Genomic DNA, 16,743 nt, shown 5'->3' with positions numbered 1-16,743 from the left:
GCCGGTCAGCCGACGGGGAGGGAGAGGTCGACGAGGGCGGAGCACTCGGCGAGGCAGCCGCCGACGGAGAGCTCGCCGCCCGGCAGGGCGTCGGGGAAGTGGAAGACGGCGTGGGTGGCGGTCCCCGCGGTGAGTTCGCGGCGGCCCGCGGCGTCCTCGGCGCGCTGCCCGGTGCCGTCGGCGGCGCGGTAGACGGCGCCGTCCAGGTCCAGGGACACGGCGTCGACGGCGGCGAACTCCACCGTCACCACCAGGGTGTGGTCGACGACGGACCGGTAGGCGGTGACCAGGGTCGCGCCGACGCCCTCGGAGTCGGCGGTGGCGCCGTCGCCGACGATGAGGGAGGGGCCCGGGTCGGAGCCGTTGATGTGCAGCCCCGTCACCAGCCCGTCCCGGCCGGTGAAGTCGGTGTACTCGCCGCAGTCGGGGTCGTTGCCCTCGGCCGGGCACAGCCGGGCTCCGTCGGCGGTGGGGGTGAGCCCGGCGGCCTCGGGCGTCCGGCCGCCGTCGGCGCGGGCCCGGGCGACGGAGGCGGCGTGCAGGAGCAGGTCGTGGGCGGCGGAGTCGTCCGCCGCCAGGTTGAGCCCCTCACTCATGCGGTCGGGGTCGTCGGTGGCGGCCAGCGCCTCCAGGTAGCCGGTGACGGCCTCCTTTGGCGGTTCGCCCTCGGGCCGGCCGCCGGGCCCGCCGGGCTCACCGGACCCGCCGGACCCGGAGGGTTCCGCGGTGGCCTGGGCCGGGCCGCCCGACGGGGACGGGTCCGCGGGGGACGGCGCGGCCGGCGCCGGTCCCGGAGCCGGGCTCAGGACGGGGGCCGGGCCCGGGGCGGACGGGGCGCCGGTGGCCTGCGGCGCCTCCCCGCCGGCCGGGGCGGCCGCCCCCGGACCGCCGCAGCCGGCGAGGAGGACGGCCAGGGCCAGCGCACAGCTCCTCGTCACGACCATGTCCGCCCCTCCCTGCCGGTGGCCTGCGGGGATCGTACGGTCACAGTCCGCAAAAAGGGGGTTTCGTCCCGGCAAGGTTCTCCCCGGGGGCCGTCACGCCGTCGGTCCCCGGGGAGGGCGCGGGCTACGGGCGCAGCACGACCGGGAACTCCTTGAGGCTGTTGACCGACAGGGCCGAGGCCACCACCAGCTCCTCGTCCGGGACCGCGAGCCTCAGGTCGGGGAAGCGCTCGAACAGCATCGGCAGGATGATCCCCGCCTCCAGGCGCGACAGCGGCGCACCCGGGCAGATGTGCGGGCCGTACCCGAAGGAGATGTGCCGCCCCTTACCGCGGTCGGGGTCGAACACCTCCGGGTCGTCGCCGAACTCGGCGCGGTCGCGCGAGGCCGCCCCGTAGTGGGTGAGCAGCGCCTCGCCCTTCTTGATGGTCTGACCCTCGATCTCGATGTCCTCGGTGGCGAACCGGAACATCATGAGGTTGTTGGGCGGGTCGTAGCGCAGGGTCTCCTCCACGACCGCGTCCCAGGTGACCTCGCCCTTGCGCAGCCGCTCCAGCTGCTCCGGGTACCTGAGCAGCGCCCGCACCACGTTGGTGAGCAGGTTGACCGTGGTCTCGTGCCCGGCGGCGACCACCGTCAGCAGGGTGAGGGTGATCTCCATGTCGGTGAGGCCCTCGCCGTCCTCGCTCGCGCGGATGAGGTCGGCGGTGAAGTCGTCGTGCTCGTCCAGGGTGGCCCGCTTGCGGGCGACCAGCTCCCCGAAGTACTGGAACAGCGTGTGGTAGATCCGGAGGTGCTCGCCCTCCTCCGTGGTGCCGGAGAACAGCTTGGCGTACATCTCGCCGAGGTTCTCGTACTCGGCCTCGGACACCCCGTACAGCTCGCCGATGACGGCCATCGGCACCCGGAACGTGAACTCCGACTTCAGGTCCAGGGTCTGGGACGCCCGGGGCTCCAGCGCGTCCAGCGCCCGGGCGGTGATCCGCTCGATGCGCGGGCGCAGCCGCTCGACCCGGCGCGCCGAGAACGGGCTGGCGGTGAGCTGGCGCAGGCGCCGGTGGGGGGCGCCGTCCAGGGCCAGCATGTTGGTGTTGTCGGTGGGGATGGTGCCCAGCAGCGGCCAGCCTTCGGGGACGCGGCCCTCCTGGTAGTCGGCCCAGTGGTCGACGCTCTTGACGAACCGGGGGTCGTTCAGCGTCGCCTTGCTGACCTCGTGGTGGGTGGTGGCCCAGGCGCGCACGCCGCCGGGCAGCTCCACCCGGGTCAGCGGGCCCTCCTGGTACAGGCGCTCGCGGTCGGCCTGGACGTCCTCGGGGACGGCGTGGATGAGGGGGACGCCGTCGGCCGCGTGGAAGGGGCAGGACATCAATGGACTCCTTGCGGGGTTGCGGGAGTGAAGGAGACCGGGAGCGCGGTGACGCCCCGGATCCAGGGGGACGGCCGCCAGCGGACCTCGTCTGCGGGGACGGAGAGCTCGATGTCGGGCAGCCGGTCGAGGAGGACCTCGATCGCGGTGACCGCCATCGTCTCGGCGAGGCCCTGGGCGGCGTGCGGGCAGCTGTGCTCTCCGTGGGAGAACGACAGGTGGGCGTGGTTGGCCCCGTGGCCGGGGCCGGCGGCGCCGGTCCGCAGGGCGGGGTCCTGGTTGGCGGCGGCGTAGCCGAGCAGCAGCAGGTCGCCCTTGCGGATGATGCGGCCGCCCAGCTCGACGTCGTGGGCGGCGAACCGGCCGGCGTTCATCTGGGAGGGCGAGTCCTCCCACAGCACCTCGACGAGGGCCTCGCGGGCGCTGCTGCGGGCGCCGAAGAGGGAGGTCCCGAACCGGTCGTCGGTGAGCATCAGCCGCAGCGCGTTGCCGATCCACTCGCCGGTGGTCTGGTGGCCGCCGGCCAGGACCGCGAGCAGGTCGGCGTTGAGGTCGTCGTCGGTGTAGTCCGCGGCGTGGGCGATCATCCGGGACACGATGTCGGGGCCGGGCACGGCCCGGCGGGAGGCGATCAGCTCCGCGAAGGCCCCGACCATGCGCTGGTGGGCGGCGATGGCGTCGGGGCCGGCGTTGAACAGCACGTTCATGTCGGAGGTGATGGCGTCGCCGGTGGCGTCGTCCAGGCCGTACATGCGGCACAGCACCAGGGCGGGGACGCGTTCGGCGTAGCCGGCGCGCAGGTCGGCCCCGCCCGAGCCGCAGAACGCGTCGATCAGCCGGTCGGCGATCCGCGAGACGAGGATGCGCAGCTCGTGCGGGTCGGCGCCGTTGATGGCGTCGTTGATGGCGCGGGTGCGCCGCCGGTGCTCCTCGCCCTCCGCGCACAGCACGTTGGGCAGCGGGGCGAGCATCGGCAGCAGCGGCCAGTTCTCGGGCACCCGGTCCCAGGCGTTCCAGCGGCTGGGGTGGCGGGCGAAGGTGTCGGAGTCGCCGAGCACCCCGTGCAGTTCGCGGTAGCCGATGACGAGCCAGGCCGGGACGTCGCCGTCCATGAGGACGGGCACCACGGGGCCGTGTTCGGCGCGCATCTTCCGGTAGAAGCCGCGGGGGTCGGTGTTGAATTCGGGGTCGTAGAGCCGGACCGGGGTCGTCGTGTCCACCGGGCACCTCGTGTGTCGGTTGTGGATGGCGGCATGGGGCGGGCCGCCCCGGCCGGAGCGGCCCGGTGGCCGGGTCAGGGACCCGGCGGGACGGGGGGTCGCGCAGGCCGGGGGCGACGGGCCGGGCTCACCGGGGGGCCTGGGCGATGAGGGTGCGGATGTGCTCGACCAGGGCGATGAGGACGTGCTTGGCCGAGCCGCGGTCGCGGGCGTCGCAGCGCAGCAGGGGCACCTGCGGGTCCAGGTCCAGGGCGGCGCGGATCTCCTCCAGGCTGTGGGTGCCCTCGCCGAAGTCGTTGTGGGCGACGACGAACGGGGTGCCCTGGGCCTCCAGCCGGTCGATGGCGAAGAAGGAGTCGTCCAGGCGGCGGGTGTCGACCAGGACGACCGCGCCCAGGGCGCCGCTGAACAGGCGGTCCCACAGGAACCAGAAGCGCTCCTGGCCGGGGGCCCCGAACAGGTACAGGACCGAGGTGGCGTCCAGGGTGATGCGGCCGAAGTCGAAGGCGACGGTGGTGGTGCGCTTGTCCTCCACGCCGTTCAGGTCGTCGATGCCGGTGCCCGCCCGGGTCATCGTCTCCTCGGTGTTGAGGGGGCGGATCTCGCTGACCGAGCGCACCAGGGTGGTCTTGCCGACGCCGAAGCCGCCGACGACGGCGATCTTCAGGGCCTGGTCCACGGTCGGGGGCAGGGACCGGGGCGGGTCGGCGGTGGGGGTTTCAGAGGTTGTGGAGTGCAACGAGGACCTTCTCCAACACGTCCGGGGAGGCGAGGGGGTGGGCGGGAGAGGGGGCGGGCCGGGGGTGGCGCGCGGTGATCCGGCCGCCGTCCAAAAGGTCGGTGAGCAGGATGCGGGTGACCGCCAGGGGCAGGCCCAGGTGGGCGGAGACCTCCACCACCGCCATGGGCCCGCGGCACATCCGCAGGATGGCCGCGTGTTCGGACTGCATGTCGGGGGTGGGCTCGCTCTCGGCGACGACGAGCGTCACCGCGTCCAGTGCTTCGTCGGCCCCGTCGCTGCGTCCGGAGGTGATGACGTAGAGGCGGTCGGGGCTCTCGTCGCGGTGCGAGCGGCTCATGCGGTTCCGGTGGCGGCCCGGGGCGGCGTGGACAGGTGCTCGCCCAGCTGTTCGACCAGTTCGTTCATGTTGTGGCCGACCAGGCCCGGGTCGGCCTCGGGCGAGGTGATCACCGCCAGGTGGGCCCCGGCGCCGGCCTCGACGATGAAGAGCAGGCCGCCGTAGAACTCGGCCATGGCCTGGCGGACGCCTCCGGCGCCGTCGCCGAACTCGACGGAGGCGCTGTGGGCCAGGCTCTGCACCCCGGCGGCGATCGCGGCGAGGTGGTCGGCGCTGTCCTTGCCCAGGCCCGGGGTGTGGCACAGCTTGAGGCCGTCGCGGGAGAGCACGAGGGCGTGCCGGGCCCCGGGGGTGCGCTCCAGGAGGCCTTCGAGGAGCCAGGTCGAATGTTCGAGGTCCATCATGCGTCCTTCGGTGTTCCGTTCTGGTCCTGGCCGCTCACCGCCGCGCGGAACGCCCCGAAGCCACGTGGCGACGTGGCCGGGCCGGCGTCCTTTGCGGGTCGGGAGTCGGCGGTCTGCTGCTGGACGGCCGCGAGGGTCTTGCCGCGGCGGCGCTGGGGCAGCCCTCCGGTCTCGGCGGCGGTGTCCCGCGGCGGGGCCGACGCGGGCGCGGCCGCCTCGGGGGCGGCCGCCGGGGAGGCGGCCACGGCGGCCGGCTCCGGCCGCGCGGCGGGAGCGGGCGCCGCGGGCAGGGGCTTGACGAGCTTGTTCGGGAGCAGCAGGACCACGGCGGTCCCGCCGCGGGAGGAGGACCGGAAGGACACCGTCAGGTCGTAGCGGCGGGCGATGCGGCCGACGACGGACAGGCCCAGGCGGCTCCCGGAGATGGTGGTGATGTCCGCGTCGCCGGCGACGGACTCGCGGGCGCGGCGCAGCGCCTCCTCCCCCATGACCAGGCCGCTGTCCTCGACCATGACGGCGATGCCGGCCTGGACCTCCTCCACGTGGACGTGGACCTCGGAGGTGGGCGGGGAGAACTTGGCGGCGTTGTCGAGGAGCTCGGCCACGGCGTGGATGACGCCCTCGGCGGCGAACCCGGCGATGGCCTGGCGCGGGACGTTGTGCAGGCGCACCCGGCGGTAGGCGCCGATGCGGGCCATGGCGCCGCGCAGGATGCTCTCGATCCCGATGGCGCGGCTCCACCGGCGCCCGGAGCGGGCCCCGGTGAGGACGGCGATGCTGTCGGCGATGCGGCCGGCCTGGGCGGTGCTGTGGTCCAGGTGCATGAGGTCGCCGAGGATGCCGGAGTCGGTGTCGCCGTCCCCGTAGCGCTCCTGCATGCGGCGCAGGTCGGCGAGCATGGCGGTGGTGAGGGCCTGCATGCGTCCGGCGGCGGTGGCGCAGGCGGCCATGGCGGCGGAGCGGCGGCGCTCGGAGACGGCGATCTCGGCGGCGATCAAGCGCACGACGGCCGCGCGGGCGGCGTCGGGCGGCAGCGGGATGCGGTGCAGGGCGGTCTCCGCGGAGTCGCCCTCGCGCAGCCGCTCGACCAGGCGCGGCAGGTGGTCGCGGGCCAGGAGCTCGGTGCTGGTGCGCAGCTCGTCGAGTTCGGCGCGCAGGGCCCTCACGGTGCGCTCGCGCCGCTCCACGACCAGCGCCAGGACCGTGAGCAGGACGAGGCCGGTGATCGCGGTGCCCAGCGGCCAGGGCTGGCGGGCGGCGGGGAAGGCCAGGAGCGCGCCGCCCCACAGGAGCAGCGGCACCGCCGGGAGGTACGCCCAGCGGAAGGCGGGGCGCGGCTGGGAGACCGCGCCCCGGGGGGTGGTGGTTGTCATGGCTCACGTCCGGCGGCGGCATGTCCCCTGGTCGCACCGGCTGCGGCCGGGCTGGGGACCGGGGGGTGGGATCGGGGTGCGCAGTGGATACGAGAAGGGGATGTTTTTCCACAACACGCACTTTTCAGCGCACAGCGAGTCAACATATCACCAGATTCACACAAACGGTATTGCCGCACAGTGAACAACCGAAAGGACATGTCCGCGACCGGGCCTCTCCCCCGCCCGGACGGGGCCATTGCCGCCCCCGGGGAAAGGGCGGTGAACTGCGGGAACGGAGTTCCGGCGGCGGCCCCGGCGGCCCCGGCCGGCGGAGGCCGGCCGGGGCCGCCGGGCGGGGGTCAGGGCGCGGGGCGGTCGGTGAGGCCGCACCTGTCGAGGGCCCTGCGGAAGGCGTAGGCGGGCGAGGCCGACACGTGCGCCCACAGGGAGCCCGGGGGGATCACGCGCCCGGCGTGGGCCAGGGCGCGGGCGGCGCGTTCGAGGTCTCCCCCGTAGTACAGGGCGGCGCCGAACAGGTGGGCGACGTTCGCGTGCTCGGGATCGAAGGAGACGTCCCCGGCCAGCCACCGGTCGGCGGCCCCGGCCAGCTCGCCGTGGACGCCCGGGTCGGCGAGGTAGCCCCCGACGAACTCCTTGGCGTCGGCGACGGTGGCGATCTCGGCCTCGTCCCGGATGGTGAGCATGATGAGCTCCCTGTGGGCGGCGGGCAGCAGCCCCAGGCAGGCGTCGCCGGGCCCGGCCAGGGCGGCGGTCTCCCGGGCGAAGGAGAACATCTCCTCGTGGGAGCCGCTCCACTTGCGGCACAGGACCTGGAGCCGGGAGTAGCGGCCGCGGTGGTGCCAGGAGTCCCGGGCGCACAGCTCCAGCCAGATCCGGTCGAGGTCCTCGCGGCGGACGCCCATGCCCAGGCAGTACCACTGGAGGTTGTTCCAGGGACGGGGGTCCTCGGGGGCGAGTTCCGCGGCGCGCATCAGGGCACCGGCCGCCGGTTCCAGGAACGCGAGGAAGGCGCGCGCCCGGTCCATGCCCACCGAGGCGGCCCAGCCCCCGCCGCGGATCTCCCAGGCCGCCTTCATGCGGGTGGACCCGCCGAGCAGGAGCAGGAGGGGATCGTCGTCGCCGTAGCGTTCCTCCAATACGGACAGGTGCGGGGTGCACTCGTCCGGGAGCACGTGCAGGCGCAGATCGGCCCGCTGGGGGTCGTCGACGGTCAGCAGCTCACGGGCCGTCGCGATGTCGCCGGCGCGGACGGCGGGCAGCGCCGCCGCGAGATCGGGGTCGCGCCAGATGTCGCCGAAGGTGATGCCCGCCTTCCTGACCTGGCGTTCCGTGATCTTGTCAATGCTCTTCTCGAGGAGCTTCAGGAGAACCACGGAGAACTTATATCGGATATACAGGCAATTTCTTCTTGTTCCTCGATATCAATAGCGAAACACGCGGAAAGCCTCTCGAAGAACAATGGCCACTCGCGTCCCGGTCCGGCCACGGAACGTCACCGGACGGGTTTTCCGCAGTCCGTACCGGCGTCGGGGTGTGCATCCGGAAAAGAGCGGGAAGGAGTGCGACAGGTCACACGCACGGCGTCCTGCCGCTCCGGGCCGCCCGCTCCACAGGGCCCGGGGCCCGTGGTTCGACCACGGGACGGCGGGGAATCTTGACGTGTACCCGCGTGTTACAACCCCGCGAGACCGCACAAGCGCCTGGGAGGCACCCACACGATGGCCGAGCGAGCACTGCGCGGCACCCGACTCGGGGCGACGAGCTACGAGAACGACCGCAACACCGACCTGGCTCCGCGGCAGGAGGTCACCTACGACTGCAGCCGGGGCCACCGCTTCTCGGTCACCTTCGCGACCGAGGCCGAGATCCCCGCCGAGTGGGAGTGCCGCTTCTGCGGCGACCGCGCTCTGCGCCGCGACGGCTCCGGGGAGGAGCCCAAGGCGGCCAAGCCGACGCGCACCCACTGGGACATGCTGCTGGAGCGCAGGAGCATGGAGGACCTGGAAGAGGTCCTCGCCGAGCGCCTGGAACTGCTCCGCTCGCGCCGCCGCGAAGAGGCGGCGAAGGTGGAGGAGATCGCCAAGCAGCGGCAGAGCGCCTGACGCACCGCATCCGGCAGGGGCGGCGGACACGGGAGTGTCCGCCGCCCCTGTCCGTGTGTCCGGGCCCTACTCGGCGCCGCGGCCGAACGGGTCGCCGGTGGAGCCGACCAGCTCCTTCACCGACTCGATGACGCGGGTGGGGCGGTAGGGGAACTCCTCGGCGGTCTCCCGGCCGGAGATGCCCGACAGCACCAGGATCGTCTGCAGCCCCGCCTCCAGGCCGCTGAGCACGTCGGTGTCCATGCGGTCGCCGACCATCAGCGTGTTCTCGGAGTGGGCGCCGATCCGGCGCAGGGCCGAGCGCATCATCAGCGGGTTGGGCTTGCCCACGAAGTACGGGCTGCGCCCGGTGGCCTTCTCGATGAGCGCGGCGACCGCGCCGGTGGCGGGCAGCGGGCCCTCCGCGCTGGGGCCGGTCTCGTCCGGGTTGGTGGCGATGAACCGGGCGCCGGCGCGGACCAGGCGGATCGCCCGCGTGATGGCCTCGAAGCTGTAGGTGCGGGTCTCCCCCAGCACCACGTAGTCGGGGTTGCGCTCGGTCATGACGTAGCCCACGTTGTGCAGGGCGGTGGTCAGGCCGGACTCGCCGACCACGTACGCCGACCCGTTGGGGCGCTGGGTCTGGAGGAACTGGGCGGTGGCCAGCGCCGAGGTCCAGATGGACTCCTCGGGGATGTCCAGGCCCGTGTTGAGCAACCGCGCCCGCAGGTCGCGCGGGGTGTAGATGGAGTTGTTGGTCAACACCATGAACGGGGTGCCGTGCTCGCGCAGCTCGGCGATGACTTCGTCGGCGCCGGGGACGAGGTGTTCCTCACGGACGAGCACGCCGTCCATGTCGAAGAGGTAGTTCCATTCGTTGCTCACGGGCCCATTGTGCCGGTAGCCGCGCCCGGCACGCCATTCCTACTCCCCGGTAGTCGATACTCCTCACACCCGGGGCGCGTCCCCGGACCCCTCCTCCAGCAGGGCGCCCAGGCGCTCGCGGGCGGCCGTGCGCAGCAGGTGCGCGTCGGCCCCGGCGGCCCCGCACTCCAGGGTGCTCCCGTCGCGGTTCTCCAGCACCAGGGTGGCGCGGTGCCCCTCGTCGGAGAGCCGGGCCCCGGCCAGCCCCGCGTACGAGTACGAGCGGCCGCCCTCCTCCACGGTGCGCCGCCGCCGCGGCTTCTCGCCGTCCCCGTCGCCGGAGGGCAGGGCCGCGCCCACCCGGCGGCGCACCGCCGGGATGAGCAGCAGCGGGAAGTAGAGCGGGAACAGGGTGACGAGCAGGAAGACCGTCAGGTACCCCAGGAGCTCCCCGGCGAGCTCCCTCCAGGCGAAGGCCAGGCCCGTGATCAGCAGCCCCGCCAGGCCGATCCCGACGGGTGCCAGGTGGAGGCCGGTGGGCTCGCCGCCGGTGGCCTGGAGCCAGATCAGCGGGATCCAGCCCACCCCGAACAGGATCAGCGACGCGGTCCCGAGCACGGCGGGCACCCGCTCCCAGCGGGACGGGCGCGCGAAGGTCCGCAGCCGGTAGCCGGACCGGCCCAGCGCCAGCAGCGCCCGGCCGCCCGGGTCGACCCGGACCTTGATCTCGGTGGCCATACGTTTCTCCGCCTCTGTGGTGGTCCCCGGCGATTATGGGCCACGGCGGGGGCGGTGGGAACCGGGTGGCCGGATCAGGACGCGCCGCGGGTCAGACCGGCGGCCAGGGCACCGCGGGCCAGTCGGGCGCCGGGTAGGGGTGGATGCGGTGCTCCAGGAGCAGGTCGGTGCGGGCCCGCACCGCGTAGACCTCGGGGCCGGTCAGGCGCAGCCCCAGCTCCCGGGTCAGGGCGTCCCGGGGGTCGGCCAGCCGGTCGCGCAGGCGCGCCAGCCCGGCCAGCGCCTCCTCGGGCAGCGCCAGCCCCTGCCACTGCCACAGCACCGTGCGGAGCTTGTAGTCCTCGGCGAAGGTCACCCCGTGGTCGCAGCCGTACAGATGCCCCTGCGGGGTGGGCAGCAGGTGGCCGATCTTGCGGTCGGAGTTGTTGATGACCGCGTCGAACACGGCCATGCGGCGCAGGGCGGCGTTGTCGGTCTCCCGGGACAGGGCGATCAGGTCCACGGTGGTGTCGCCGTGCACCCACAGCTGGACCATGCCCTCGCCGAAGGGCCCGTCCCGGTGGACGGTGGGCGGCACGATCTCCCAGCCGAGGGCGTCGGAGACGGCGTGTGCGGCGACCTCGCGCCCGGCCAGGGTGCCGTCGGGGAAGTCCCACAGCGGCCGCTCCCCCGCCACCGGCTTGTACACGCAGTTCGCCGAGAGGGTGCCGTCGGAGACGGTGCAGTACAGGGTGGTGTTGGAGGCGGCGGTGAGGCGCCCCTCGACGGTGATCTCGCCGGTCCGCAGCAGTTCCAGGCCCGCTGCGGGGGTGAGGCCGTCGAAGGGGCCGTCGAGCGCGGTGTCGTCGTGCGTCAAGGCGGGATCAGACCAGGCGGTCGGGCCGGTAGCCGTTCTGGCGCACGCAGATGTGGCCGGCGGGGTCCAGGGGACGCCCGCACAGCGGGCAGTCCGGGCGGCCCGCGGCGACCACCTTCAGGGCGCGGCCGGCGAAGGCGCGGGCGGCCCCGGGGGTGAGGTAGACGCGCAGGACGTCGCGGTGGGCCGGGCCCTCCTCGGTGAAGACCTCCAACTCCTCCTCGTCCTCGGTGAACTCCTCGGCCGCGGTCTCGTCGATCTCCTGGGCCTCGACGATGACGCGGGAGGCCTCGGCGTCCCAGGCCAGGGCCAGGGTCCCGACGCGGAAGTCCTGCTCGATGGGCTGTTCGAGGGGGCCCTCGTCCTCGGGGACGGCGCTGTCGTCCGGCGGCGCGCCGAAGCGTCGGTGCACCTCTTCCAGCAGCTCCTCGATACGGGTGGCCAGCGCCTCGACCTGCGCCTTCTCCAGGACGACGCTGGTGATACGGCCTTCCCCCACCGCTTGGAGGAAGAACGTGCGCTCCCCCGGCTGGCCCACGGTCCCGGCGACGAAGCGCTCCGGCGGATTGAACTGAAAGACGGGCATGCCTAGAACCTTAAGGGATCTCGGTGACGGTGTGCTCGGCCCCGGCGCCGCCGCCCACGGCGGCGTCCCCCGAGGCCTCGGCCGGGGTGGGCAGGACGGGCCCGGCCCCCTGGCCGGTGTCGTTGAGGACGTTGAGGAAGGGGCGGGTGCGCGTGTAGGTGATGGAGGTGACCGAGCAGGGGTCCACCCGCAGCCGCTGGAAGAGGTCCAGGTGCAGGCCCAGGGCGTCGGCGACGACGGCCTTGATGATGTCGCCGTGGCTGCACGCCACGTACACCGGGGGCGTCTCCCCGGGGGTGAGCAGCAGCCGGGCGTTCCAGTCGCGGACGGCCTCGACGGCGCGGGCGGAGGCCGCGGCCAGGGCCTCGCCGCCGGGGAAGCGGACGGCGGAGGGGTGGTCCTGCACGACCCGCCACAGGGGCTCCTCGGCCAGGTCCTTCAGGGCGCGCCCGGTCCAGGACCCGTAGTCGCACTCGATGAGGCGGTCGTCGGTGGTGACGGGGACGCCCAGCGCCCCGGAGACGGCCTCCGCGGTCTCCTGGCAGCGTTCCAGGGGGCTGGAGAGCAGCACCGCGGGGCGCAGCCCGGTCAGCCGGCGGGCCAGGTCGGCCGCCTGGCCGCGCCCGGTGTCGTTGAGGTGGATCCCGGGGGCGCGGCCGGCCAGCCGGGGCCCGGTGGCGTCGGTCATCCCGTGCCGGACGAGGATGAGCGTGACCGCCTGCGGGAGGGTGTCCTGGGATGGTGGTGTCGCCATGGCCACCACCCTAGGGCGGTGTGCGCCGGGAGGGGACCGGGGACACGGGCGGGCCCGGCCCCGCGGGGGCCGGGCCCGCGGCGGGGCTGGTCAGCCGACCCCGGCTCCGCCCTCCGGGTCGAGCACGCCGGAGAAGACGAGCACGAGGATGAGGACGCCGAGCGCGATGCGGTAGTACACGAACGGCATGAAGCTGTGGGTGGAGATGAACCTCATCAGCCAGGCGATGACGATGTAGCCGATGACGAACGCCACGATGGTGCCGACGATGGTCGCGCCCCAGCCCGCGTACTCGCCGCCGCCGATGTCCAGCATCTTGTACAGGCCGGAGGCGAACACCGCGGGCAGCGCGATGAGGAACGCGAACTCGGCGGCGGCCGGGCGGTCGAAGCCCAGCAGGCGGCCGCCGGTGATGGTGGCGCCCGAGCGGGAGACGCCCGGGATCAGCGCCAGGGTCTGGAACAGGCCGAACGTGATGCCCCGGCCCAGGGTGAGGTCCTCCAGCTGCCGCTCGCGGCGGGCGAAGTGGTCCACGGCGCCCAGGATGACGCCGAAGACGATGAGGGTGAGCGCGATCAGGCGCAGGTCGCGGAAGACGCTGTCGATCTGGTCTTCCAGGAGCAGGCCCAGCACGCCGATGGGGATGGTGGCCAGGATGACGTACCAGCCGATGCGGGCGTTGACGTCGCCGCGCAGGTCGCGGTCGAACAGGGAGCGCAGCCAGGTGGAGATGACCGCCCAGATCCGCTTGCGGAAGTAGACCACCACCGCCAGCTCGGTGCCGATCTGGGTGACGGCGGTGAAGGCCGCACCGGGGTCGGGCCACTGGAAGAAGGCCGCGAACACGCGCAGGTGGGCGCTGGAGGACACGGGCAGGAACTCGGTGAGCCCCTGGATGAGGCCGAGGACGACCGCCTCGAAGATGGACACTCGGTTTCGGCTTTCCTTGACGGTCCGGCATGGGGGGCACCGGAGGGCGGCTGCGGGCTTTCCCCTGGGAACCGGGGGCCGGACCGGAGGGGGTCCGGGGGGCGGGGGACCGCTCCGGCCCGCGCGGACGGCGCGGTGGACGTCTCCGGCCGGGGCCTGACGAGGGTACGCCGTGGGGGTGGACGGCGGGCCGACTTCGGATGAACACGGTACCCTCCGCCGCATGGAACAGCGACAGGTGGGCCGATCGGGACTCTGGGTGTCCCGCACCGCCCTCGGCACGATGACCTGGGGCCAGGACACCTCCGAAGAGGAGGCCGGGCAGCAGCTCGCCGCGTTCGTCGACGCGGGCGGCACGCTCGTGGACACCGCGGACATCTACACGGGCGGGCAGAGCGAGCGGATCCTGGGCCGGCTGCTGCGCACCGCGGTGCGCCGCGAGGACGTGGTGGTGGCCACCAAGAGCGGCCACACCCCGGAGGGGTACCGGCCGGTGGACGCCTCGCGCCGCCACCTGCTGGCGTCCCTGGACGCCTCGCTGCGGCGGCTGCAGACCGAGTACGTGGACCTGTGGCAGCTGCACGTGTTCGACCCGGCGACGCCGCCGGAGGAGACGCTGGCGGCGATGGAGGCGGCGGTCGCCGCGGGCAAGGCCCGCTACGTGGGGGCCGGCGACCTGGACGCCTGGCAGTTCGCCACGCTGGCGACCTGGCAGCGGGCGCGGCCGGGCCGGGTGCCGCTGGTGAGCGTCGGCGCCGAGTACTCGCTGCTCAACCGGCGCGCGGACGACGACCTGCGGCCCGCCGCGGCGTCCGCCGGGGCGCACCTGCTGGCGTGGGCGCCGCTGGGCCGGGGGGTGCTCAGCGCCAAGTACCGGACCGGCACCCCGGCGAGCTCGCGGGCGGCGCTCCCGCACATGGCGTCGTACGTGGAGCCGTACCTGGACGAGCGCAGCCGCCGGGTGGTGGAGTCGGTGTGCACCGCGGCGGAGGGGCTGGGGGTGCCGCCGCTGGCGGTGGCGCTGAGCTGGGCGCGCGACCAGCAGGGGGTGGCGGCCGCCGTGGTGGGGCCGCGCACCCTGGCACAGCTGGAGCAGGTCCTGGGCGTGGAGGGCGTGGAGCTGCCGCCGGAGATCCGCGACGCGCTGGACGACGCGACGGCGGCGGGGCGCCGCTGAGGCGCCCGGCCGCCGCGGCGGTCAGTCCCCGGCCGGTTCGATCGGGAAGTTCTGGTCGAACACGTTGTGCGGGTCGTACTGGGCCTTGATCCCGCGCAGCCGGGAGAGGGCGGGCCCGGGGAAGGCCAGGGAGAGCACCCCGGGCCCGGTGCGGGTGTCGAAGCTCAGGTACATCCCGTCGATCGCGCCGTCCAGCTCCGCCCACCGCTCGTCGAGGCGGGCCGCGGTGCGCGGCGAGGCCAGCGCCGCCAGGGACTGGGCCTGGTGGCGGTGGGCGTAGGCGGTCGCGTCGGCGGGGACGTCGTTGACCGCCCCGCCGACCTGGCGCAGCTGCATGAAGTAGGTGGCGCCGGAGGCGAGCATGCCCGCCAGGGTCCGCGCGGTGTCCTCGGAGACCTCGGAGAGCAGTCCGGAGCGGCTCGCGGGGACGCCGGCCCCCGTGTGGGGCCCCTCGCCCCGGGGCAGGATCGCCGGGTAGGGCGCGAGCTGCGCGCTCTGGTCCAGGACCGGCCCCGCCTTGAGGAAGGGCTCCAGCGCCGCCACGGCGGCGTCGGTGTCGTCCCCGGCGTGGACGACCATCGCCCGGGCGACCGGCCCCGATCCGCCCCGGCCCGGGGCGGCGATGAGGAAGGCCGTGACCTCGCGGGGCGCGGCGGCGGTGATCTCCCCCCAGGCGCGCAGGAACCCGGCGGTGCGGGAGGCGTCGTAGGCGAACTGGGCGAGGACGACGTCGCCGACCGGCGCGGCGACGGCCTCCACGGAGGTGAGCACGCCGAAGTTGGCCCCGGCTCCGCGCATGGCCCAGAACAGGTCGGGGTTCTCGTCCGCGGCGGCGCGCAGGACCCGGCCGTCGGCGGTGACGACCTCCATCGCGGTGATGTGGTCGATCGTCAGGCCGTGGGCGCGGCCCAGGTAGCCGATGCCCCCGGTGGTGGCGATGCCGCCGACGCCGACGCCGCCGTGGTCGCCCGAGCTGACGGCCAGCCCGTGCGGGTGCAGGGCGGCGGCGACCTCGCTCCAGCGGGCCCCGGCGCCCAGGCGCACCCGGCGGGTGTCGGGGTCGAGGACCTCGACGCGGTTCATCCGGGACAGGTCGACGACGACGCCGCCGTCGTTGGTGGAGCGGCCGCTGATGCCGTGGCCGCCGCTGCGCACGTTGAGCGGGACGTCCTGGTCCAGGGCGTAGCCCAGGGCCTCGGCGACCTGGTCGGCGCTCTCCGGCCGCAGCACCAGGCCCGGCCTGCCGCTCTGCATGTAGCCGTGGCGGAGCCGGGTGTAGGCGCGGTCGCCGGGTTCGACGGCGTGGCCGCGCAGGTCCTCGGGGACGGCGTCGTAGTCGATGCCGGGGCAGCGTGCGGCCAGGGCCGCGGCGGCGCGGGCCGGGCCGGTGGCGGTGCCGGCGGAGGCGCGTTCCTTCTCGACGGCCTCGCGCAGGGCGGGCGCGACCTCGGCGCCGAACTCCTGGATGGTGCGCGGGTCGTCGCTACCGAGGATGAACGTGCTGAACCCGTGTTCCAGGACCAGCGGCAGCAGGTCGTCGACCCACTGGTCGGCGGGGCCCTGGAGGAAGCCGCGGCCGGTGGGCAGCAGGGCGCCCCCCGAGAGGTTGAGCATGCGCCGGACCATGCGCGGGTCGCGCCCGGCCTCCTGCGCGGCCTCGTCGATGATCCGGTTGGCGCCGGGCGCGTCGGCGATCTCCAGGTAACCCAGGCTGGGCAGCCAGCCGTCGGCCTTGGCGCCGGTGAGGCGGAGCATACGGGGTTTGTAGGCGCCCAGGTGGATGCCGATGTCGTGGGCGGGCGCGGGGCCGCGTTTCATGCCCGAGACGCGGTGGTGCTCGCCGTCCACGCGGACGCCGCCGCGGGCGTCGGTGTCCCAGGCCTGGCGGATGATGTCGATGCCCTCGGAGAGGGCGGCCACGCTCTGGCCGGGGGTGAGCCGGGGCCCGCCCATGGCGGCGATGCCGTCCCAGAAGGCGCCGGCGCCCAGGCCGAGCTCGAAGCGGCCGCCGGAGAGCAGGTCGAGGGAGGCCGCCTGGCGGGCGAGCATGGCCGGTCCGCGCAGCGGGAGGTTGAGGACGTTGCCGGAGACCGAGATGCGGCCGGTCCTGGCGGCGACCCAGGTCATCAGGGTCCAGGTGTCCAGGAAGCCCGGGTTGTAGGGGTGGTCCTGGAAGGTGGCCAGGTCGAGCCCGGCGGCCTCGGTGAGCTCGCCCAGGGCGACGGCGCGCTCGGGGTCGCCGGCCGAGGGCGTGATGAAGGTGCCGAACCGCAACGGGTGTCCGTAGTCGGGCATGGTGCTGTGTCTCCTCGGAGGGACGGTCGGAGGTCCGTGTCCCGGACGCCCGCAAAGTAGTTTGTGAGATCAA

Annotated in this window: 17 protein-coding genes; 2 read left to right on the top strand and 15 right to left on the bottom strand. The window is 74.2% G+C overall.

Annotated features, from left to right (window positions below; genetic code table 11):
• Positions 1–5: 5 nt before the first annotated feature.
• From K1J57_RS21280 to K1J57_RS21245, 8 genes are all read right to left on the bottom strand, one after another.
• Positions 6–944, bottom strand: a complete 939-nt coding sequence (locus K1J57_RS21280; RefSeq protein WP_220560353.1) for a hypothetical protein — start codon at positions 942–944, stop codon at positions 6–8.
• A gap of 124 nt (positions 945–1,068) precedes the next feature.
• Positions 1,069–2,310 (bottom strand): cytochrome P450, encoded by a 1,242-nt coding sequence (locus K1J57_RS21275; RefSeq protein WP_220560352.1) that lies wholly within the window; start codon positions 2,308–2,310, stop codon positions 1,069–1,071.
• Positions 2,310–3,530: a cytochrome P450 gene (locus tag K1J57_RS21270; RefSeq protein WP_220560351.1), complete on the bottom strand. Its 1,221-nt coding sequence runs from the start codon at positions 3,528–3,530 to the stop codon at positions 2,310–2,312. Before K1J57_RS21270 ends, K1J57_RS21275 begins: the two co-directional genes overlap by 1 nt.
• Before the next feature lie 127 nt (positions 3,531–3,657).
• The gene (locus K1J57_RS21265; RefSeq protein WP_220560350.1) at positions 3,658–4,269 is read right to left on the bottom strand and encodes an ATP/GTP-binding protein; all 612 of its coding nucleotides are present in this window, start codon (positions 4,267–4,269) and stop codon (positions 3,658–3,660) included.
• Positions 4,250–4,609, bottom strand: coding sequence for a DUF742 domain-containing protein (locus tag K1J57_RS21260; protein WP_220560349.1), 360 nt, complete (start codon positions 4,607–4,609; stop codon positions 4,250–4,252). Before K1J57_RS21260 ends, K1J57_RS21265 begins: the two co-directional genes overlap by 20 nt.
• The gene (locus K1J57_RS21255; RefSeq protein ID WP_220560348.1) at positions 4,606–5,010 is read right to left on the bottom strand and encodes a roadblock/LC7 domain-containing protein; all 405 of its coding nucleotides are present in this window, start codon (positions 5,008–5,010) and stop codon (positions 4,606–4,608) included. The genes K1J57_RS21260 and K1J57_RS21255 overlap by 4 nt, the downstream gene beginning before the upstream one ends.
• Positions 5,010–6,386, bottom strand: coding sequence for an ATP-binding protein (locus K1J57_RS21250; RefSeq protein ID WP_220560346.1), 1,377 nt, complete (start codon positions 6,384–6,386; stop codon positions 5,010–5,012). Before K1J57_RS21250 ends, K1J57_RS21255 begins: the two co-directional genes overlap by 1 nt.
• A 341-nt stretch (positions 6,387–6,727) precedes the next feature.
• Positions 6,728–7,762 (bottom strand): hypothetical protein, encoded by a 1,035-nt coding sequence (locus K1J57_RS21245; protein ID WP_220560345.1) that lies wholly within the window; start codon positions 7,760–7,762, stop codon positions 6,728–6,730.
• Between the two features lie 345 nt (positions 7,763–8,107).
• Between K1J57_RS21245 and K1J57_RS21240 the strand changes: the two genes are divergently transcribed.
• Positions 8,108–8,491 (top strand): RNA polymerase-binding protein RbpA, encoded by a 384-nt coding sequence (locus K1J57_RS21240; protein WP_220560344.1) that lies wholly within the window; start codon positions 8,108–8,110, stop codon positions 8,489–8,491.
• A gap of 66 nt (positions 8,492–8,557) precedes the next feature.
• Here the strand turns inward: K1J57_RS21240 and K1J57_RS21235 are convergent, their stop codons facing one another.
• The 6 genes from K1J57_RS21235 to K1J57_RS21210 form a co-directional block, all read right to left on the bottom strand.
• Positions 8,558–9,355, bottom strand: coding sequence for an HAD-IIA family hydrolase (locus K1J57_RS21235; RefSeq protein WP_255646465.1), 798 nt, complete (start codon positions 9,353–9,355; stop codon positions 8,558–8,560).
• 63 nt (positions 9,356–9,418) lie between these two features.
• On the bottom strand, positions 9,419–10,072 hold the full coding sequence (locus tag K1J57_RS21230) for a hypothetical protein (protein ID WP_220560343.1): 654 nt from the start codon (positions 10,070–10,072) through the stop codon (positions 9,419–9,421).
• A gap of 91 nt (positions 10,073–10,163) precedes the next feature.
• On the bottom strand, positions 10,164–10,928 hold the full coding sequence (locus K1J57_RS21225) for an SCO1664 family protein (RefSeq protein ID WP_220560342.1): 765 nt from the start codon (positions 10,926–10,928) through the stop codon (positions 10,164–10,166).
• A 7-nt stretch (positions 10,929–10,935) separates the two neighbouring features.
• Complete coding sequence (locus K1J57_RS21220; RefSeq protein WP_220560341.1) at positions 10,936–11,514, bottom strand: DUF3090 domain-containing protein; 579 nt, start codon at positions 11,512–11,514, stop codon at positions 10,936–10,938.
• Between the two features lie 10 nt (positions 11,515–11,524).
• On the bottom strand, positions 11,525–12,268 hold the full coding sequence (locus K1J57_RS21215; RefSeq protein WP_220560340.1) for an MSMEG_4193 family putative phosphomutase: 744 nt from the start codon (positions 12,266–12,268) through the stop codon (positions 11,525–11,527).
• 90 nt (positions 12,269–12,358) lie between these two features.
• Positions 12,359–13,198 carry an undecaprenyl-diphosphate phosphatase gene (locus K1J57_RS21210; protein ID WP_220560339.1) on the bottom strand — a complete coding sequence of 280 codons (840 nt, stop codon included), beginning with the start codon at positions 13,196–13,198 and terminating at the stop codon, positions 12,359–12,361.
• A 223-nt stretch (positions 13,199–13,421) separates the two neighbouring features.
• On the opposite strand from K1J57_RS21210, the gene K1J57_RS21205 reads away from it, so the two are divergent.
• Positions 13,422–14,375 (top strand): aldo/keto reductase, encoded by a 954-nt coding sequence (locus K1J57_RS21205; RefSeq protein ID WP_220560338.1) that lies wholly within the window; start codon positions 13,422–13,424, stop codon positions 14,373–14,375.
• Positions 14,376–14,396: 21 nt separating this feature from the next.
• Here the strand turns inward: K1J57_RS21205 and K1J57_RS21200 are convergent, their stop codons facing one another.
• Positions 14,397–16,670 (bottom strand): LLM class flavin-dependent oxidoreductase, encoded by a 2,274-nt coding sequence (locus tag K1J57_RS21200; protein WP_220560337.1) that lies wholly within the window; start codon positions 16,668–16,670, stop codon positions 14,397–14,399.
• Between the last annotated feature and the right edge of the window lie 73 nt (positions 16,671–16,743).

The sequence above is a fragment of the Nocardiopsis sp. MT53 genome (assembly GCF_019598965.1).
GTDB lineage: Bacteria > Actinomycetota > Actinomycetes > Streptosporangiales > Streptosporangiaceae > Nocardiopsis > Nocardiopsis changdeensis.
This window is presented reverse-complemented; position numbering and strand designations above follow the sequence as displayed.

What these genes read in the sequence shown, in the direction of transcription:
- K1J57_RS21280 (WP_220560353.1), bottom strand. Translation starts at nt 944, where the DNA reads ATGGTCGTGACGAGGAGCTGTGCGCTGGCCCTGGCCGTCCTCCTCGCC.
- K1J57_RS21275 (WP_220560352.1), bottom strand. Translation starts at nt 2,310, where the DNA reads ATGTCCTGCCCCTTCCACGCGGCCGACGGCGTCCCCCTCATCCACGCC.
- K1J57_RS21260 (WP_220560349.1), bottom strand. Translation starts at nt 4,609, where the DNA reads ATGAGCCGCTCGCACCGCGACGAGAGCCCCGACCGCCTCTACGTCATC.
- K1J57_RS21255 (WP_220560348.1), bottom strand. Translation starts at nt 5,010, where the DNA reads ATGGACCTCGAACATTCGACCTGGCTCCTCGAAGGCCTCCTGGAGCGC.
- K1J57_RS21250 (WP_220560346.1), bottom strand. Translation starts at nt 6,386, where the DNA reads ATGACAACCACCACCCCCCGGGGCGCGGTCTCCCAGCCGCGCCCCGCC.
- K1J57_RS21240 (WP_220560344.1), top strand. Translation starts at nt 8,108, where the DNA reads ATGGCCGAGCGAGCACTGCGCGGCACCCGACTCGGGGCGACGAGCTAC.
- K1J57_RS21230 (WP_220560343.1), bottom strand. Translation starts at nt 10,072, where the DNA reads ATGGCCACCGAGATCAAGGTCCGGGTCGACCCGGGCGGCCGGGCGCTG.
- K1J57_RS21220 (WP_220560341.1), bottom strand. Translation starts at nt 11,514, where the DNA reads ATGCCCGTCTTTCAGTTCAATCCGCCGGAGCGCTTCGTCGCCGGGACC.
- K1J57_RS21215 (WP_220560340.1), bottom strand. Translation starts at nt 12,268, where the DNA reads ATGGCGACACCACCATCCCAGGACACCCTCCCGCAGGCGGTCACGCTC.
- K1J57_RS21205 (WP_220560338.1), top strand. Translation starts at nt 13,422, where the DNA reads ATGGAACAGCGACAGGTGGGCCGATCGGGACTCTGGGTGTCCCGCACC.
- K1J57_RS21200 (WP_220560337.1), bottom strand. Translation starts at nt 16,670, where the DNA reads ATGCCCGACTACGGACACCCGTTGCGGTTCGGCACCTTCATCACGCCC.